Source organism: Rhizobium sp. L43, assembly GCF_002531725.1.
Taxonomy (GTDB): Bacteria; Pseudomonadota; Alphaproteobacteria; order Rhizobiales; family Rhizobiaceae; genus Rhizobium.
This window is the reverse complement of the sequence record NZ_NWSQ01000009.1, coordinates 129065-147278: the sequence shown is the minus strand read 5'-3', so window position 1 is coordinate 147278 and position 18214 is coordinate 129065. Positions and strand designations below refer to the sequence as shown.

Here is an 18214-nt window from a genome sequence, read left to right as displayed (position 1 = left end):
ACGGCAGGCCGCCGGATCGGAAGATCGTCGAGAGAATGTTGCATTTTTCCCGCTGGAAAACACTTCTGATTTGGCTGGCCGCGTTTGCGGCCATCATCATCGCTGCGCCCAATCTGCTCAGCGAGGCGCAGCGTTCCTCTCTGCCGGGGTGGTTGCGGCACGACCGCATGACGCTCGGTCTCGACCTGCAGGGCGGCTCGCATATCGTTCTGAAGGTCGAGCGTTCCGATATCGTCAAGGACCGCCTGGAAGAGGTGGTCGCCAATGTGCGCAACGCGCTGCGCGGCGCTGGCATCCGCTATACCGGGCTGACCGGCAACGGCCAGACGGTCACCGTCCGCATCACCGATCCGGCGGAGACACAGAAGGCGGTCGATCTTTTGAAGCCTTTGACGGTGGCAGGCGGGCAGTCGGGACCTGAGGTCGCGCTGCAGCAGGGCGAAGAGGGGCCGCTCTCGCTGCAGATTTCCGACGCCGGCATCACTGCCGACGTCGCGTCCGCGCGGACCCGGTCACTCGATATCGTTGGCAGCCGCATCGCCGGATTCGGCTATGACAATTTCCTCGTTCGCCCCGATGGCGTCGACCGGATCGTCGTGCAGGTGCTGGGATCGGTCGACGCCGAGCGGCTGAAGAACTTGCTTAACCAGCCGGCCAAGCTTTCCTTTCATCTGATTGACGAGAGCATAACCGGGCAGGAGGCGCTGAACGGCCGCTGGCCGGCCACATCGCAGGTGCTCTATTCGCTGGACGATCCGCCGGTCCCTTATCTCGTCGACCGCACGGCTTTCGCCAACGGCAGCAACATGGTCGATATCGAGCCTGTCGTCGATCCGCAGACCCAGGATGGTTCGATTGCCTACCGCCTCGATGCCGCAGGCACGCAGCGGCTGGCTGAGGTGACGGGGCAGAATATCGGCAAGCACCTTGCCATCGTCTTCGACGACCAGGTGATGTCGGCGCCCCGCATCGATGCGGCGATCACCGGCGGCGAGGGTCGGATTTCGGCGAATTTCTCCGAGGACGGCGTCCGCGACCTGGCGATCATGCTGCGCGCCGGCGCCCTGCCGGCGACGCTGACGAGCGTTGAGGAACGCAGCGTCAGCCCGAGATTCGGCGCCGATTCCATCTTCAGCGGCCTTGTTGCCGGCCTCGTCGCCGTCGTGCTGGTCGCAGCACTGATGATCGCGCTCTACCGCATTCTCGGCGTCATCGCCGTCGTCTCGCTCTTCTTCAATCTGATCCTCATCGTCGCGGCGCTCAGCCTTGCCGGCGCGACGCTCACCTTGCCGGGCATTGCCGGCATCGTGCTCATCGTCGGCATGGCCGTCGATTCGAACGTGCTGATCTACGAGCGCATCCGTGAAGAGGAGAAGACCACCCATGCCTTTGCAGAGGCCGTCGGTCGAGGTTTCCAGCGGGCATTCGCAACGATCGTCGACGCCAATGTCACGATCTTCATCGCCGCCATCATCCTCTTTTTCCTCGGCAGCGAATCCATCCGCGGTTTCGCGGTGACATTGGCGGTCGGCATCCTGACGACCGTGTTCGCGGCTTTCACGCTGACACGCTCGATTGTCGCCATCTGGCTGAGAGGGCGCCATCCCCGGCATCTGCCGAAGAGCGCCCTGACCCATCTCTTCGAGCATGCCAATATCCGTTTCATGGGGATCCGCCGTTATGTCTTTACGGCGTCAGCGGTCATCTCTCTGATCGCCATGGCTGCCTTTGCTACTGCCGGCCTGCGTCTCGGCATCGATTTCACCGGCGGCTCGCTCATCGAGGTGACGGCGAAGCAGGGCAATGCCGACATCGCCGATCTCAGCTCGCGCCTCAACGATCTCAATCTCGGCGAGGTTAGCGTTGAGCGCACGGGCGGGCCGTCGAATGCGCGGATCCGCATCGCCTCCCAGGGCGGTGGCGAGAATGCCGAGCAGTCGGCCGCGACGCTGGTGCGCGGCGAGCTCCAGGAGGATTATGATTTCCGTCGCGTCGAGGTCGTCGGCCCCGCCATCTCGGGCGAATTGACGATGATGGCGACGCTCGGCGTGCTGGCTGCACTTGCGGCGATCCTGATCTACATCTGGATCCGCTTCGAATGGCAGTTCGCCGCCGGCGCCATCATTGCCACGCTGCACGACGTCATCATCATGCTCGGTCTCTTCGTGCTGTCAGGCATCGAGTTCAACCTGACGAGCATCGCCGCCGTGCTGACCATTGTCGGCTATTCCCTGAACGACACAGTCGTCGTCTATGATCGGATGCGCGAAAACCTCAAGCGCTACAAGAAGATGCCGCTGCCGATCCTGATCGATGCCTCGATCAACCAGACGCTGTCGCGTACCGTCCTGACCGCGGCAACGACGCTGCTCGCCTTGCTCGCGCTTTTCCTCTTCGGGGGCGAAGTCATCCGCTCCTTCACCTTCGCGATGCTCTTCGGCGTCGCTCTCGGCACCTTCTCTTCGATCTATATCGCCGCTCCCGTATTAATCGTCTTCCGGCTGCGGCCGGAGGCTCCCGCTGGGGAAGAGAGCAACAAGACGGATGCTGGTGTAAGATCCGGCACGGTGGTTTGAAAACATGGCAAAAGGCATAGAAATCCGCGCGGCGCATTTTCCCGGGCGCGCGCCGATCGATACTTACGGCAATGGCGGATTCCGCTTTGCCGACATGTCGCATCGCGGCTCGATCCTTTGCCTGCCCTCCGGCATTCATGGCTGGGACATGGATATGTCGAAACCGCTGTCGCCGGAAAATTTCCGCCGCGTGCTGGATGAAGCCAGTGATATCGAAGTTCTGCTCGTCGGCACCGGAACCGAGCTTCGCCGCCTGCCCGAGGAATTGAGGCAGGCACTGAAATCGCGCGGCATCTCCTCCGATCCGATGAGCACCGGGGCTGCGGTGCGCACCTTCAATATCATGCTCGCCGAGCAGCGCGCCGTCGCCGCGGCATTGATCGCGGTCTGACGATGACGGAAGCGAATAGTACGACGAACCAGGAGATCTGCCTGGCGATGCTGCGCGACAGCGATCGCGACCGCTACCTCGCCTGTCTCCTGTCGCCGGAGGAAAAGCGCGGCGCGCTCGCCGCCCTCTACGCCTTCAACGCCGAGCTTGCCCGCATCCGCGATCTCGTGCACGAGCCGTTGCCCGGCGAGGTCAGGCTGCAATACTGGCGCGACCTGCTGGAAGGCAGCGCGCATGGTTCGACAGCCGCCAACCCCGTCGCCGCGGCACTGCTGACGGCGATCGAAACGCACCGCCTGCCGCGCCAGACGCTGATCGACATGATCGAGGCTCGCACTTTCGATCTCTATGACGATCCGATGGAGACACGTCTGACGCTTGAAGGTTATGCCGGCGAAACGGCATCCGCCCTGATCCAGCTCGCAAGCCTCGTGCTTTCGCCTGAAGAGGCGGCTCGATCGGCCGACGCTGCCGGCCATGCCGGCGTCGCCCAGGCGGTTGCCGGCCTGTTGCTGCTGATGCCGCTGCATCGCCGCCGCGGCCAGGTCTATATCCCGCTGCAGATCCTCTCCGCCACCGGTCTTGACCGCGATGCCTTCCTTGCCGGCGACGACGGGCCGCGCATCTCTGCCGCCATCGAGGCCTTCGCCGGTCTTGGTCGCGAACATTTGGCAAAGGCGAGGGCGGCAGGGCCGATTGCATCAGCCGTCTTTCCGGCCTTCCTGCCGGCGACGCTTGCCGAACCGGTGCTCGCTAAGGCGCAGAAACGCGGTGCCTTGCTATTCGACCGGCCGCTGCAGCCGTCACAATGGCGCCGTCAGCTCAAAATGGCGCTCTCCGCAGCGCGTCGAAAAATCTGACGCCGGTCAAACTCGCGCAAGTCTCGCGCGTTATAGCGCTGACACCGCTACCCCTTTGATCGGAGACTCGGCGTGGGCATTATCGTCTGGTGCATTCTTTTCGCCATCGTCATCTTCTTTGCTTTTGTGGCCACGCGCATGGCCGCACAGAACAAGGAAGACGGCCTGCATGACACGGGCCTCGCCATCATCGAGTTCGGCCGCGCCTTTCCGAACGAGGCGATCCGCCAGCTGCAGGCGACGGAAAACGGCCAGGCCATTTTCGTGCGCCTGCATGACAACAAGGCGGGCTTCATGCGCAACATGTCGCGCCACTTCGCCTGTCATCTGATCGAGCCCGGCCGCGTGCGGGTCGTCAGCTCGGAAACGGGCAGGGGACTGGTGATCCACTTCCTCGATGCGCCCCATCACAACGGCGATTTTGAATTCGCGTCCCCCAAGGAGGCCGCGGAAGTTTCGCTCTGGCTGCTCGGCAACTACATCGCCGAGCCGGATAAGGACCTGCCATCAGGCAGTATTTCGGCGGCAAATAAGCAGTAGGCGCTGCTCAGGCGCTTTCGGCAAACGGCGAGGTCTGCCCAAGCCAGGCGGCGCAGTCTGCAAGCGCCCGGCGCGCGATCAACTGCCGTTTCATGATCGTCTTGTCCTTGCCGCGGAAACGCTTGACGCCCTCGGGCTTGACGATCGAACCCGGCTGGAGCTCCGGGAACAGTCCGAAATTGATGTTCATCGGCTGGAACGATCGTTTCCCCGGCTCCTCGTCGGTGACGATGTGGCCACCGGTGATATGGCCGAGCAGCGAGCCGAGCGCCGTCGTTGCCGGCGGCAGCGAGATCGCCTCGCCCTTGCGTTCGGCGGCGGCGAAACGGCCGGCCATCAGCCCGACGCTGGCGCTTTCCACATAACCCTCACAGCCGGTGATCTGGCCGGCGAAACGCAGGCCGGGCCGCGATTTCAGCGTCAGCGACGGGTCGAGCAGGGTGGGGGAGTTGATGTAGGTGTTGCGGTGCAGGCCGCCGAGACGGGCAAATTCCGCATTTTCCAGACCCGGGATCATCCGGAAGATTTCCGCCTGCGCGCCATATTTCAGCTTCGTCTGGAAGCCGACCATATTGTAAAGCGTGCCGAGCGCATTGTCCTGCCGCAGCTGCACGACGGCATAGGCCTTTACCGTCGGGTTATGCGCATTCGTCAGCCCCATCGGCTTCATCGGTCCGTGACGCAGCGTCTCGCGGCCGCGTTCGGCCATTACCTCGATCGGCAGGCAGCCGTCGAAATAAGGCGTTCCTTCCCATTCCTTGAAACCGACCGTGTCGCCTGTGATCAGTGCATCGACGAAGGCATTGTACTGCGCCTCGTCCATCGGGCAATTGATGTAATCCTTGCCGGTGCCGCCGGGACCGACCTTGTCGTAGCGCGACTGATACCAGCAGATATTCATGTCGATGCTCTCGCGGTAGACAATCGGCGCGATGGCATCGAAGAAGGCGAGCGAATCCGCGCCGGTTTCGGTCTGGATGGCGCTGGCAAGCGACGGCGCCGTCAGCGGCCCGGTGGCGACGATGGCAAGATCCCAGTCTCTCGGCGGCAGGCCGGTGACCTCCTCCCGCACCACCGTGATGAGCGGTTGGTCGTGGATCGCCTTGGTGACTGCCTCGGAGAAGCCATCGCGATCGACGGCGAGTGCGCCGCCGGCCGGCACCTGGTGCCGATCGGCCGTGGCCATGATCAGCGAGCCAGCCATGCGCATCTCGGCATGGATGACGCCGACGGCATTGCTGGTCGCATCGTCGGAACGGAAGGAATTGGAGCAGACCAGTTCGGCAAGCCCGTCGGTCTTGTGCGCGTCCGTGCCGCGCACACCGCGCATTTCATGCAGAATGACGGGAACGCCGGAACTGGCGATCTGCCAGGCGGCTTCCGAACCGGCAAGCCCGCCGCCGACGACGTGGATGGGGGAATAGGAGGACATCGTGTTCATTCCGGGCTGATATCATGTCGGCAGGTGCGATCCAACACCCCGGAATCAAAAACGGCGCCCCGATGGCCCAGCACCAGGAATCAAAAACGGCGCCCCGAGGCGCCGTCTTGGAAGCATCACGCCCGCTATTAGCGGTCCGTTATTAACGGAACGAGCGGGAGGCGATATTGCGGATGTCGTAGCGGCTGACGCCGATGTCGGACAGGGTCTGGTTGGAAAGGCCGCCGAGTTCGTTGAGCGTACGGCGGTAGCTGAGCCAGCTTTTTGCAATGCGGATCGGGTTCATCGTCTTCTTCCTATGTCCGCGGGACGGCGGGATCGCCTGTCTCTCTGCGGTTGGTGTTTATATAGGCGATATCGGTCCTATTGTGCAGTGCAAATAAAAGGCGTCTGCCATGCAATTGTGCAATATGATGCTCGCAAATTGGGCGGTGAATATTTTTTGAGCGGGCTAAGCAGGCGGGAAAACATGCAACCCCGCGGCAGTCGCATGCAGACAAAAGAAAACGCCCGCTGTGGGTACAGCGGGCGTTTTCAATCGAGAACAATCGCGCTTGGGAGGAGCCGCGATCGCCTGGAATTAGCGGGAAGAAGCCTCACGGGCAACGCGATGGATGTCCGAACGGTCGATGCCGAGATCGTGCAATTCGCGGTTGGTCATGCGACCGAGTTCCGTGACGGTCTGACGATACTTGCGCCAGTTATTGAAAGAGCGAGAGAAGTTCATGTTAAGCCCCTTTCCGAGGGTTTCATCCGTCAGCAGCCACCGATCGGCGCCGACCTCTATTTTATGACCAGAATATATGTTGCGGCGCGAAAGACTAAAACAGCCAAGTTTTCAGATCACCTATGCGAGGCATGCAATGCTCTCGGGGCATTTGACGCAGACTTACCGTTTTTTGGTCAACGAATAGGCAGAATGGCGTCGGCGAAAGCAAACCAGTTTGGAGCGTCGAGTGGGTGCCACTGGCGAAAAACGCCGCTCCCTCAGGCTGTTCCGACCGTCGATCCACTGCAAAGAGCAGTTCCGCTTCGAATCGGCAGCTGCCCATCCGTTCGCAGGGTCGGTGGGGCGGCGTGACGACAATGTGGCGTGACGGCGCCACGCGACGGAAAAGCATCGGGCCGTCAATGTTTTAATCGAGCTTCGACTCAACAAAAACGCCCGCCGGGGGAGGATCCGGCGGGCGCATTATGGTGACTGGCAACTGGGAGGAGGAGTGTCGCCAGCCTATCACAGCGCGCTGGGAGGAGGAGTGCGCAGCTGCGAATCTCGTCACGGACGAAGGATCCGCGGGCATCCGGCTGGGCCGGGCCGGGGCGCCATCCCCGTGCTTCGATGACTATATAAATAGTATGACTAATTCCAATTTTGCAGTGCAATAAATTCACGAGGGATATGCGAAATCCGCATAACTCTCCATTCCTATGCTTATATATGCGCTTCTGCCGTTAGCGGCCGGTTAATACCCAGTACAAGTTAGACCAATGAGGAACTTGTATATTTGTCGCAACAGCGTTTGCGAACACCCGTGCTGCAGCTATAACGGCATGAGCCGCAGCGCCGCAGTCGGCGTCGCGAAATAAGGGGTGGAGCATGTATCGCGGCAGATTAGAGCGGGATCTCTCGCTCTGGGTAGGCAAGGGCCTGCTCGGGCAGGAAACGGCAGGCGCACTTCTCGCCGAATATGACAGCCGCCCGTCAAGCTTCAGCCTCGGCCGGGTGCTGATGGCGCTGGCGGCGGTGCTGCTTGCAGCCGCCATCCTGCTGGTCGTCGCCTCCAACTGGGAGGCTATCCCGCGCCTTGTCCGCGTCGGCGTCATCCTGGCGCTGATCTGGGTGGTGCACATCGCCGCCGCCCGGATGCTCGCCCGCGGTGCGGCGGCGGCCGCAGGCGGCTTGCTGGTCATCGGTGCAATGAGTTTCGGCGGCGCCATCTCGCTGGTCGGCCAGATGTATCATCTCTCCGGCGACGAGCAGACGGTGATGTATCTCTGGTTCGCCATCGCTGCGATTTCGGCAATCCTGTTCCGTTCGGGCGCCGTGACCGTCGTCGCCGGCTTCCTCTCCTGGGCGTCGTTTGCCGTCTACCTGGAGAATAACGACACGCATTGGATTGGTGTCGATCCCTGGATGGCGCCCGTCATGGCGGCGATCACAATCGCCCTGGTGCGTTATACTGGCACCGAGCGGGCCCGCCATCTGGCCTATCTGCTTTTGATCGGCTGGCTCGCCTGGCTCTATACTCTTTATGAGGAGATTGCCGTGGCGCTCGCCTTCGCCGTCGGCGGCATGGCCGCCGTCGTCCTGACGGCGCTGCCGCTCCCGCGCATCGCTTCCCTGGTCAGGAGCGCTGGTGCTGCCCCGGCCTTCTACAGCTTCCTCGTCGCGGCGATCGGTTTCCTGCTGCTGCATATCGAGATCGAGGATGGCTGGCGGCTGGTGGTGCTCGGGCTGGCGACGCTCGCCGCTTCCGTGCTGGCGATCGCTCTGCACGGCAGGGACAATGGCGCGGTGCGTTATCTCGCCTACACCACCTTCGCCGCGGAGATGCTTTATCTCGCCTCCGTCACCGTCGGCTCGATCCTCGGCACGTCGAGCCTCTTCCTGTTCTCCGGTCTCGTGGTGGCGCTTGTCGCCTGGATCGTCATCCGTCTCGAGCGGCGGTTTTCGGCGAATGCACAGGGGGAGCGCGCATGAGCTCGTTCATGGCAAGGCTGCAATCCGGCAAGGGTTATCTGCTGTCGGCGATCATCATCGCCGGCCTGCAGACCCTGATCCTCGGCGCGATCATCCAGAGCCGGGCATCGATCCTCAGCAATGGCGCCGAGGTGCTGCTGAAGACGGCGCCCGTCGACCCGCGCGATTTCCTGCGCGGCGATTATGTCATCTTGAACTACGACATTTCCTCGGTGCCGGTGCAGACGGTTTCCGGCGGCATTCCGGCCGAGCCCGGCGAACGCGTATTATGGGTCCGGTTGAAGAAGCAGCAGGACGGTTTCTGGACAGTGATCGAATCGTCCTTTCATGAACTGCCGCCGCAGCCGGAGACCGTGATCCTGCGCAGCCAGCCATTCTACAGCAGCGGGCTTGCCTCGGGCGACAGCATCCGTGTCGAATATGGCATCGAGCGCTACTATGTTCCGGAAGGCGAGGGGAAGCCGATCGAGGAGGCCCGCAATGACGGCAATGTCGCAATATCAGTGCGCGTCTCGCCAGCGGGAAGCCCGCAGATTCGCAGCCTTCTCGTTGACGGCAAGCCGGTTTACGACGAGCCGCTTTACTGATCCGATGGCGCTTCGCAGCAAGGCGGCTTGTGAGGCGCAGATCGCTGTCATTGACCGTTCATTTTTCCTTTGCCTCGGCCAAATCGGGTGATATAGAGACGCCGCGCTCCGGAAGGCCTCATGCGCAGGCATTGGCATGCGGTTTTGTGAACGCGGGTATGGTGAAATTGGTAGACACGCCAGATTTAGGTTCTGGTGCCGCAAGGCGTGGGAGTTCAAGTCTCTCTACCCGCACCAAGCTGTTTGCAGGTGGGAGACTAAGAATCGGTTGTTCCAGAACAATTGAGAGTTGTCCCGAATAGCCCGCGAGTGCCGTTCCGCTTCGGGCGGAATGATACGGAATTGGGAAAAGCCACGCGCGGCACGCTGCCGGCGTCGTGCTCATCGAAACGAACGGCGTCTGGGCACGGCCGCCACGACATGAAGGTAGGAAGACATGCAGGTTATCGAAACGCTCGCTGAAGGGCTGAAGCGCGAAATCAAGGTCGTTATCCCGGCCAAGGACATGCAGGACAAGATGAATGAGCGTCTTGCCGATGTGAAGGACAAGGTTCGCATCAACGGCTTCCGTCCGGGCAAGGTCCCCGCTGCTCACCTGAAGAAGGTTTACGGCAAGTCGATCATGGCCGACCTCGTCAACGAGATCGTCCGCGAGCAGCCGGCAGCCATCCTGTCCAGCCGCGGCGAAAAGTCGGCCACGCAGCCCGAAATCGCCATGACTGAGGACAAGGACGAAGCCGATAAGATCCTCGCCGCCGAGCAGGACTTCGAATTCACGCTCTCCTATGAAGTGCTGCCGCCGATCGAACTGAAGTCGGTCAAGGGCATCAAGGTCACGCGCGAAGTCATCGATATCTCGGACGACGAAGTCAACGAGCAGGTCCTGAAGGTTGCCGAAAGCGCCCGCGCTTACGAGACCAAGACCGGCAAGTCCGCCAACGGCGACCGCATCACCATGGATTACGTCGGCAAGGTCGACGGCGAAGCCTTCGAGGGCGGCACCGACCAGGGCGCCGAACTGGTGCTCGGCTCCGGCCGCTTCATCCCGGGCTTCGAAGACCAGCTCGTCGGCGTCAAGGCCGGCGATGAGAAGACCATCACCGTGACCTTCCCGGCCGACTATCCGGCCAAGAACCTCGCCGGCAAGGAAGCGACCTTCGACGTATCGGTCAAGGACGTTGCAGCACCTGCCGATGTCGAGATCAACGACGAACTCGCCTCCAAGCTCGGCATCGAATCCGCCGACCGCCTGAAGGAAATCGTCCGCGGTCAGATCGAATCGCAGTACGGCTCGCTGACCCGCCAGAAGCTGAAGCGCCAGATCCTCGACCAGCTCGACGAGATGTACAAGTTCGAGACCCCGAACTCGCTGGTTGACGCCGAATATAACGGCATCTGGAGCCAGGTGAACAACGACCTCGCTCAATCAGGCAAGACCTTCGAGGACGAAGACACGACCGAAGAAAAGGCACGCGAGGAATACAAGACGCTCGCCGAGCGTCGCGTCCGCCTCGGCCTCGTTCTCTCCGAAATCGGCGAAAAGGCCGGTGTCGAAGTCAGCGAAGACGAAATGCAGCGCGCCATCTACGATCAGCTGCGCCAGTATCCGGGCCAGGAAAAGCAGATCCTCGAGTTCTTCCGCAGCCAGCCGGGTGCCGCCGCTTCGATCCGCGCGCCGATTTTCGAAGAGAAGGTCATCGATCACCTGCTGACCGAAATCGACGTCACCGACAAGAAGGTGACGAAGGAAGAGCTGCTCGCCGAGGAAGAAGGCGAGACCAAGGCCGAGACCAAGAAGGCCGCGCCGAAGAAGAAGGCTGCCGCCAAGGCCGAAGCTGCCGAGGCCGGTGAAGGCGAAGAAGCCGCACCGAAGAAGAAGGCTGCTCCGAAGAAGAAGGCGGCTGACGAAAGCGCTGAATAATCGCTTTTCAGTTCTGAAGTTTGCAAGGCCTCGCACCATCGTGCGAGGCCTTTTTCTATGATCCGGGGTAGTTCCTTCCCGAACGTCTTCTCCGATACAGCTGCAGCAACAAAGAGTTGCAATAAAGTATAATTCACTGCAGATTTCGCTGATGGTGGGAGGACCTGACAATGACTGCAAAGCACGACATGAAGAAGCTCGTGGAGGAAATGTATGCTGTGCGTGACCGCGGCGATGTCGAGGCCACGCTGGCGCTGCTCGGCGAGGGGTGCACCTTTCGCATGGTCGGCAATACCAGGCTGGCGCCCTTTTCAACTGAAACAAGCGGGCATGCGTTTCGCCAGGCGATAACGCAGCTGATCACAGTATGGGACCTATCGAAGATCAGGACAGCCATCTATGTGGACGAAGACGAGCAAATGGTCTTTGCCCACCGCGAAGGCGAGGTCAGGCACATCCCATCGGGCGCGAGCTTCCAAACGGAATTCGTCGACAAAATCCATTTCCAGGATGGGAAACCGGTCAAGATCGTCGAATTCGTCGACACGCTGCAAGTGGCCGAGACGGCCCAGATAATCCAAATCGCTTAAACGGGCATCCAGGTCGAAGCGCTTAAAAGCGCGGCTTCAAACTTGATCTAAGTTTGAAGCCGCCCATGTTTTCGGCCGCCAGGCGTCGGCCGCCGTTGCAAGAATTGCAGCTCAATGCCCTGTCAGTTGTGCGACTTTCCTGACATGGCTGACGGCTGCGGCGCCGCCTGATGTCTGGGTGAAGAGGTGGAGCGTTTCCTCTTCGTCGTCGGCGACCGGCGTCAGGGCTTGATCCATATAGGTCTTCGACTTCGCATCCCTTGAAATCAGGAAGGCCGAGATCGTCAGGCCGATGATCGTGCCGGCGAGCGACGCATGTTTGCGGAAGGTTTCCCAGGCAAAGCGCGGCCAGAAGACCAGCGGATTTTCGCGCGGCAGGTCCGGGCGCCGCTCCGACGGCGTCTTCAGGCGCAGCAGGCCGCTTTGCAGCGGATGCACATTTTCCAACGGTACGGTGGTCGCGAAGGAAACGAGAACCTTGACGAGCCTTGCGAGCGGCACCCCGGTCGCCACGGCGCGGCGCAGCAGCGTCTTCATGTGATCGGGCGAGTAATAGAGCGCCCAGGCCTCGTGGTAGATGTCTTCCCATTGCTGCTTGCTCATCTTCGGATGCGCGGTGCAGACGTGTTCGACATCATAGATGTTGAGATCGGCATCCATGTCGACGTCCTTCTTCCACAGGACCTGGTGGTCCTCGGAGCCCGGCAGCGGCGTCAGGATGAAGAATTCGATGACGTCGAGCGGCAGCTCTTCCTGGATGATCGCGATGTCGCGGCGGATCGATTCCGGCGTGTCGGCGGGGAAGCCCAGGATATAACCGGCGAGCGTCATGATGCCCTGCGCCTTCCAGGCGAGCAGCATCTTGCGGTATTCGGTGATCTTGTTCTGGTTCTTCTTGGCGGCGGTCAGATTGTCCGGATTGACGTTTTCGAGGCCGATGAAGACGCGGGTGACGCCGGCGCGCCGGGATTTTTCGATGAAATTCGGGATCTTGTGGCAGAGCGTGTCGACCTGGATCATCAGGCCGAGCGGAATGCCGTCGCGCTCCTTGAGCTCGATCAACCGGTCGAAGATCGCTTCCCAATCCTTGTTGCGGGCGAAATTGTCGTCGGTGATGAAGAATTTGTGGATGCCCTGAGCCCAGTTCATCCGCACCAGCTTTTCGACGTCGTCGGCCGAGCGGAAGCGCGACTTGCGTCCCTGTACGTTGATGATGGTGCAGAACGAGCACTGATAGGGACAGCCGCGCCCGGCATCGAAGCTGGTGCTGAGCCCGAGCGTGCGCTGGATATTGTCCTTCGGCAGGAAAGGAACCGGCGTGCCGCCGATGCCCGGAAGATCGTTCATGAAATTGTAGAGCGGCTTCAGCTCGCCGGCAGCGGCATCGCGCAGCACCATCTCCAGCCGGCCCTCGGCCTCGCCGGCAAACATCGATATGCCCATGTCACGGCAGGCATCGAGCCCGACGGCCTTGCCATCCAGCATCGACAGGCAACCGGAAACATGGAAGCCGCCGATCGAAACCGGCAGGCCGGCATCGCGGAACGGCCGGGCGATATCCAGCGCGCGCGGATACTGGTTGGTCTGGACGCCGACGAGCGCGATCATGCCGAAATTGTCATGGCGCTTGAATTGCGCCAGCAGTCCGGCGACATCGATCCGCGTGTTGGTCTCGTCGATCACGGTGATGTCGATCGCGGTATCGGGCCCGAGCACCTTGCGCTCGGCGCATTCGGCGGCGATGCCGTAGAGAGCCGCAAGCGAATTGGAGGGGATCATCGCCCGCCACCAGCGAATGACATAGCCGTCATCGTCATAATGCGACGGCTTGATCAGGATCAACTGAAAACGTCGGCGCGCAGCTTCCAAGACATGGGACAAGAGTATCTATCTTTCTTCAGACGCTTTTGCCGGAGGCAAAATGGAGTTGAAGGCACATATCATGCATGGCGTATCAATGCGACTTATGAGGGTTCAAACGAAGGCTTAAAAAACGGCACTGCGCGCGAAACGCTCCGCGCAGCGTATCATTCCTCAATATACTACCCGATATCGAGCAGCAATGCGCGGTGGTCGGAGACCTCGGGCGCCTCGACCACCTCGAATTTGCCAAGCTTCACCGCCGGTGTGACCAGCATGTAGTCGGCAAAGCGGTCCTGCTTCAGATAGTAGGAGGTTCGCGTGTCTACAAGGCCGTTTCCGGTGACGAGATCCGAAAGCCCGAGTCTGGCGAGAATCGCAAAGGTCGCGCTGTCGGGCAAAACATTGAAATCGCCGCAGACGACAAGTCCTTCGTCGCCCGGCCAGACGCGCTCGATGAGCCGGACCAGCGCTGCAGCCTGGTCCTGGCGCGCCGACGTGTCGCCCTTGCCTGCGGGATCGCGCAGGCCATGCAGGTGGGCGATCGTCACGACGCGGCTGCGCTCATGGTTGAAGAGGCGGATGCAATGGGCGTTTCGCGGCCGCGGATGGTCGCCCCAGCCATCGGCGGAAAAACGGCCATGCACGAAGTCCAGCCCGTCTCCGATGACCGAATGGGTTTTGCGCACGAAGGTCGCCAGCCCGAATTCGGCGGCGATGGCGCGATCGCCGTCGAAGAGCTCGCCTCTCGATGTCGGGCAGAAGAAGCCGTCGTGGCCGGGCAGGGCGGCGCTGATCTCGGCGAATAGATTGAAGCGCTGCGGCAGCTCCAGTCCCGCATCCCGATATATCGACCATCCGCAATCCGCACCCGGCGTCCGCAACACCTCCTGCAGGCACAGCACATCCGGATCGGCCTGTCTGATATAGCCGATCAGGGCCTCATGCAGCCTGCCGCCCCATGCGTTCAGCGAAATGATGCGCAATGCCGTTCGGCTCCGTTTTGGCGGCTGGACTTAGACGGCAGTTCCGTCGACTGCGCGACCGACTTTAGAGTTCCGACTTGATGTCGCCCATCCGGTTCCAGGCATCGAGGCCGGCGATCTTGTAGGCTTCGGCGAGTGTCGGATAGTTGAAGGTGTTTTCGACGAAATATTCGACCGTGCCTTTGAGGTTGAGCACGGCCTGGCCGATATGGACCAGCTCGGTGGCGCCTTCGCCGACGATATGCACGCCGAGCAGGCGGCGCGTCTTCAGCGAGAAGATCAGCTTCAAAAGCCCGGTGTCGAGGCCCATGATATGACCGCGCGAAGTCTCGCGGAAGCGGGCGATGCCGCATTCATAGGGAATGCCGCGCTCCTTCATCTCTTCTTCGGTCAGGCCGCAGGTGGAAATCTCCGGCACGGCATAGATGCCGTAGGGGAAATATTTCGGCGGCTCTTTGGCGACGGCGCCGATCGCCACGCGGGCGGCGATGCGGCCCTGTTCCATCGAGGTCGAGGCGAGGCTCGGAAAGCCGACGACGTCGCCGGCGGCGTAGACATTGGCAACCGATGTCTGGAACGTCTCCGGATTGACCTTGAGACGGCCGCGGCTGTCGGCCTCGAGGCCGATCGCCGGAAGGTTCAGAGCGTCGGTCGCCCCCATGCGGCCGGCGGCGAAAAGCACCATGTCGGTCGTCAGGCGCCGGCCGCTGTCGAGCGTCAGCTCGACCTTGCCGTTGTCGAGCGTTTCCACCTTGTCGGCCTTCTGGCCGAGCAGCAGCTTCATGTTGCGGTCGCGCAGCTGATAGGTGAAATCCTCGATGATTTCTCTGTCGATGAAGTCGAGCATCGTCGCCTTCGGGTCGAGGACGGTGACGGCCGTGTCGAGCGCGCTGAAGATCGTCGCATATTCGATGCCGATGACGCCGGCGCCGATGACGACCATCGAGCGCGGCAGGTCCTGGATGTCGAGCAGTTCGTCGCTGTCGAGAACCGTCTTGCCGTCGAAGGGGATGTAATCAGGGCGGAACGGCTTTGTGCCGACGGCGAGCAGCACGCTGGCGGCGGTGACCTGCGTGATCTCGCCGTCATCCTTGATCACCTGCAGCGTCGACGCATCGATGAAGCTCGCCTTGCCGCGAATATGCTGCACGCGGTTGCGGGCGAACTGGTGTTCCAGCACCTCGACCTCGTGGTTGAGCGTAATCAGCAGGCGGCGGCGCAGGTCATCCGCGCTGATCTCTTCCTTGACCCGGTAGGACCGGCCGTAGAAGCCGCGTTCACGCCAGCCGGAAAGATTGAGCGCGGTCTCGCGCAGCGTTTTGGAAGGGATGGTGCCGGTATGCACGGACACGCCGCCGACGCGTTTGCCCTGCTCGATGACAAGCACTTTCTTGCCGAGTTTGGCAGCCTGGATCGCGCCGCGGCGCCCTGCCGGACCGCTGCCCACCACAACAAGATCGTACTGAAGCATCATCAAGCCCCGGATTGGAAAGGAATCATTTTGCGACGCAAAGATGTCGCCCGTCTATCGGTAGCCGGTCAATGTTACAGATTGTTTTACGGCAGCCTGATTGCTCCTGACGGGCGCTTTTTCGGGCAAGTGAGCCATTCGGGAAACAGCTTTACCCAACCACCTCAGTCATATCAATGCCGGCGCGCGACGGCATTTCATGCACGGGTGATGTAGTCTGCGGAAATATCGCCCACCTTGGTGACGCCGAGCAGCGCCATGTTGCTATGCAGTTCCGTTTTTAGGATATCGGCCGCCTTCAGCACGCCCGGTAGGCCCGCGACGGCTGCGGCATAGAGGAACGGCCTGCCCACGAACACGAAACAGGCCCCGAGCGCGAGGGCCTTTATGATATCAGTTCCACGCCTGAAACCGCCATCGACCATCACGGCAACGCTGTCTCCGACACGAGCCGCAATCTCCGGAAGGACCTGAAGGGGAGATGCGGTACCGTCGAGCTGGCGGCCGCCATGGTTGGAGACGATCACTCCATCCACCCCGGTGTCGACAGCCCGTGCCGCGTCGTCAGGATGCATGATCCCCTTGACCACGAGTTTGCCGGACCACCTGTTGCGTATCCGCTCCAAATGGTTCCAGTTGAGATGGTCGCGCCTGCCGAAATCGCGCGTGACATTCGAGGAGATGATCGGCGCCCCCCTTGTGGCATAGGAATTTTCAAAGTGCGGGATACCGTGCCGGACGATCGTGCGCAGGAATGTGCCGGTAGTCCAGCGCGGGTGCGAGATGCCCTGCCATGCCAGGCGGAGACCAGGACGCAAAGGCGTCGAAAATCCGGCCCTTACATTGTTTTCACGATTTGGCAGCGTGGCCGTGTCCACGGTCAGCAGAAGTGTGCGCAAGCCGGCCGCGCCGACGCGATCGATGAGAGCATCGATACGGTCGGGTTCGCCGGGGAGATAGGCCTGAAACCATGCTTGCGGCGAAACCGCAGCGATCTCTTCCAGAGGGATAAGTGATGAACCGCTTAAGATCATCGGGATTCCCGATTGATCCGCTCCTTGCGCGAGCACGATGTCACCGCGATAGGCCATCAGCGCGCTGATACCCATCGGCGCGATGCCGAATGGCGCGGCATGGGTCTTGCCGAAGAGGCTCGTCTCGGTGCTGCGTTTCGAGACGTCCCGAAGGACACGTGGCCGGAAGGCATAGGCCTGGAAGGCCTCTGCATTATGCCGCAGCGAGGCATTGGTCTCGGTTGCGCCGGCGATATAACCGAAGAGAGGCTTTGGCAGATGCCGCCGCGCCTTCATTTCAAAATCATCGAGGCAGAGCACGTCACGGCAGAGCCGGGTCGATCGTTCGGTGTTACCGCTGTGGATCGTCATGGAGCTTCATCTTCTCGGTATTTCGGGCGGGCGGGGCTCTGCATTTCGTCGGCGATCAGCCGCAATGTTTGTTCAGATCAGCTTCAGCCCCTTCAGGCTGACATGACCGTCCTTGCCGATGATGACGTGGTCGTGGACGGTGATGTCGAGTGCCTTGGCGGCATCGATGATCACCTTCGTCATGTCGATGTCGGCGCGTGATGGTGTCGGGTCGCCGGAGGGGTGGTTGTGAACCAGGATCATCGCCGTTGCCGAAAGCTCGAGCGCGCGTTTCACCACCTCGCGCGGATAGACCGGCGTATGGTCGACCGTGCCGCGGCCCTGCACCTCGTCGGCGATCAGCACATTGCGCTTATCGAGGAAAAGGATGCGGAACTGTTCGCGGGTCTCGTGCGCCATGGCGGCATGGCAATATTGGATGACCGACGACCAGGAGGAGAGCACCTGCTTGCTCCTGAGCTCGCTCTTCAGCGTCCGGTGGGCGACGGTCGAGATCAGTTTCAGGTCGAGCGCCACCGCCTCGCCGACGCCCTTCACCTCCGTCAGCAGCGCTGCGGGCGCGCCGAAGACGCCGGAAAGCGAGCCGAAGCGTTCGATCAGCGCCTTGGCGATCGGCTTGGTGTCGCGCCGCGGGATCAGCCGGAAAAGCAAGAGTTCGAGGATTTCGTAGTCGGCAAGCGCGGTGTCGCCCAGCTCACGAAAGCGGTCACGCAACCGCTCGCGATGGCCGTGATAATGCTCTTGCACGCCAAGTGAGGCGGGCAGGGCGCTCTTGGCCTTTGATGCCGAAGGCTTTGCCGGCTGGCCGCCGAAGAACGAGCGTTCGTCGGCGGCAATGGGCTCTTGCGTTGGGAAAGGCAGCTCGTCGTCGGAAGATGTCGAAACAGGGCCTTTCGCCATCGGAG

The 18214-nt window shown here is 61.5% G+C and carries 16 protein-coding genes and 1 tRNA gene; 9 read left to right on the top strand and 8 right to left on the bottom strand.

All coding sequences use genetic code 11. The annotated features are described in order from the left end of the window. The first annotated feature begins 35 nt into the window (after positions 1-35). From secDF to CO667_RS13870, 4 genes are all read left to right on the top strand, one after another. Positions 36-2576: a protein translocase subunit SecDF gene (gene secDF, locus CO667_RS13885; RefSeq protein WP_097618918.1), complete on the top strand. Its 2541-nt coding sequence runs from the start codon at positions 36-38 to the stop codon at positions 2574-2576. A gap of 4 nt (positions 2577-2580) precedes the next feature. Then, positions 2581-2967 carry an Mth938-like domain-containing protein gene (locus CO667_RS13880; RefSeq protein ID WP_097618917.1) on the top strand — a complete coding sequence of 129 codons (387 nt, stop codon included), beginning with the start codon at positions 2581-2583 and terminating at the stop codon, positions 2965-2967. 2 nt (positions 2968-2969) lie between these two features. After that, positions 2970-3827 (top strand): phytoene/squalene synthase family protein, encoded by an 858-nt coding sequence (locus CO667_RS13875; protein WP_097618916.1) that lies wholly within the window; start codon positions 2970-2972, stop codon positions 3825-3827. A 72-nt stretch (positions 3828-3899) separates the two neighbouring features. Beyond that, positions 3900-4367, top strand: coding sequence for a hypothetical protein (locus CO667_RS13870; protein ID WP_097618915.1), 468 nt, complete (start codon positions 3900-3902; stop codon positions 4365-4367). A gap of 7 nt (positions 4368-4374) precedes the next feature. Here the strand turns inward: CO667_RS13870 and trmFO are convergent, their stop codons facing one another. The 3 genes from trmFO to CO667_RS13855 form a co-directional block, all read right to left on the bottom strand. Beyond that, positions 4375-5808, bottom strand: a complete 1434-nt coding sequence (gene trmFO / locus CO667_RS13865) for a methylenetetrahydrofolate--tRNA-(uracil(54)-C(5))-methyltransferase (FADH(2)-oxidizing) TrmFO (protein WP_097618914.1) — start codon at positions 5806-5808, stop codon at positions 4375-4377. 142 nt (positions 5809-5950) lie between these two features. Then, complete coding sequence (locus CO667_RS13860) at positions 5951-6094, bottom strand: DUF1127 domain-containing protein (RefSeq protein WP_003573524.1); 144 nt, start codon at positions 6092-6094, stop codon at positions 5951-5953. Positions 6095-6388: 294 nt separating this feature from the next. After that, positions 6389-6535: a DUF1127 domain-containing protein gene (locus CO667_RS13855; RefSeq protein WP_010067591.1), complete on the bottom strand. Its 147-nt coding sequence runs from the start codon at positions 6533-6535 to the stop codon at positions 6389-6391. Positions 6536-7405: 870 nt separating this feature from the next. Here CO667_RS13855 and CO667_RS13850 point away from each other — a divergent pair. The 5 genes from CO667_RS13850 (at position 7406) to CO667_RS13830 (ending at position 11607) form a co-directional block, all read left to right on the top strand. Continuing rightward, a complete protein-coding gene (locus tag CO667_RS13850) occupies positions 7406-8509 on the top strand; it encodes a DUF2157 domain-containing protein (RefSeq protein ID WP_097618913.1) in 1104 nt (367 codons plus the stop codon). Continuing rightward, the gene (locus CO667_RS13845; RefSeq protein ID WP_097618912.1) at positions 8506-9096 is read left to right on the top strand and encodes a GDYXXLXY domain-containing protein; all 591 of its coding nucleotides are present in this window, start codon (positions 8506-8508) and stop codon (positions 9094-9096) included. The genes CO667_RS13850 and CO667_RS13845 overlap by 4 nt, the downstream gene beginning before the upstream one ends. 152 nt (positions 9097-9248) lie before the next feature. After that, positions 9249-9333, top strand: a tRNA-Leu gene (locus CO667_RS13840). A 199-nt stretch (positions 9334-9532) separates the two neighbouring features. Beyond that, positions 9533-11017 carry a trigger factor gene (gene tig, locus CO667_RS13835; RefSeq protein ID WP_097618911.1) on the top strand — a complete coding sequence of 495 codons (1485 nt, stop codon included), beginning with the start codon at positions 9533-9535 and terminating at the stop codon, positions 11015-11017. Positions 11018-11187: 170 nt separating this feature from the next. Beyond that, positions 11188-11607, top strand: coding sequence for a nuclear transport factor 2 family protein (locus CO667_RS13830; RefSeq protein WP_097618910.1), 420 nt, complete (start codon positions 11188-11190; stop codon positions 11605-11607). Positions 11608-11718: 111 nt separating this feature from the next. Here the strand turns inward: CO667_RS13830 and CO667_RS13825 are convergent, their stop codons facing one another. The 5 genes from CO667_RS13825 to radC form a co-directional block, all read right to left on the bottom strand. Continuing rightward, entirely contained in the window at positions 11719-13488 is a 1770-nt protein-coding gene (locus tag CO667_RS13825) for a radical SAM protein (RefSeq protein WP_097618909.1), read from the bottom strand. Between the two features lie 161 nt (positions 13489-13649). Continuing rightward, positions 13650-14453 (bottom strand): endonuclease/exonuclease/phosphatase family protein, encoded by an 804-nt coding sequence (locus CO667_RS13820; RefSeq protein WP_097618908.1) that lies wholly within the window; start codon positions 14451-14453, stop codon positions 13650-13652. Between the two features lie 64 nt (positions 14454-14517). Continuing rightward, a complete protein-coding gene (sthA, locus tag CO667_RS13815; protein ID WP_097619006.1) occupies positions 14518-15924 on the bottom strand; it encodes a Si-specific NAD(P)(+) transhydrogenase in 1407 nt (468 codons plus the stop codon). Between the two features lie 197 nt (positions 15925-16121). After that, complete coding sequence (locus CO667_RS13810) at positions 16122-17309, bottom strand: alpha-hydroxy acid oxidase (RefSeq protein WP_097618907.1); 1188 nt, start codon at positions 17307-17309, stop codon at positions 16122-16124. A gap of 72 nt (positions 17310-17381) precedes the next feature. Next, a complete protein-coding gene (gene radC / locus CO667_RS13805) occupies positions 17382-18209 on the bottom strand; it encodes a DNA repair protein RadC (protein ID WP_097618906.1) in 828 nt (275 codons plus the stop codon). Positions 18210-18214 lie beyond the last annotated feature (5 nt).